The 559-nt window shown below is 75.7% G+C and carries 1 pseudogene; it reads left to right on the plus strand.

Annotated elements, in window-relative coordinates:
• Positions 1 to 559, plus strand: a pseudogene (locus BIV01_RS19905) (bifunctional lysylphosphatidylglycerol flippase/synthetase MprF); the annotation flags it as partial.

Here is a 559-nt window from a genome sequence, read left to right on the forward strand (position 1 = left end):
CCGTCCTCGCCGCGGCCGCCGGGTGGTTGCTCGGCGAACTCCTGCGCCGCACGCCGAAGCGGCAGGGCTGGGTGCGCAGCTCGCACCGCGAGATCCGGGTGCTGCTCGGCACCGCGGTGCTGGTGTCCGCCGTCGGCCCCGTCATCGCGCTGGTGTCCCGCGCGCGGGTGGGGCTCCTCGCACCGATCGCCGCGGTCGTCGGCGCCGGCCCCGTCACCCCGGTGCGGGGCTGCCGTGCGGACGCGGTCGCGGGGGAGTGCCTCCGCGGGCTCCTGTCCTTCCGTGCGACCGACCCGTGGACCCTCGTGCTCGCCGTTGCGCCCCTGCTCGTGCTCGTCGTCGGCGGACTCGGGCTCTTCCGCGGCAGTCGCTTCGCGGTGTGGCTCGTGGTCGTCGTCGACACGGTGACGGCCATCGCCGCCGCGATCACCTACGGCCTCGTCCCGGGGCGCGTCGTCGCGCAGCACGGCCTCGAGGACCAGTTCGTCACCGACGTGTCCATCGTCGCGTCGATCGTCGTCCCGCTCGGGACCGCGGTCGTCCTCGTCGTGCTGCGGCG

Source organism: Curtobacterium sp. MCBA15_013 (assembly GCF_001865095.1).
Classification (GTDB): Bacteria; Actinomycetota; Actinomycetes; order Actinomycetales; family Microbacteriaceae; genus Curtobacterium.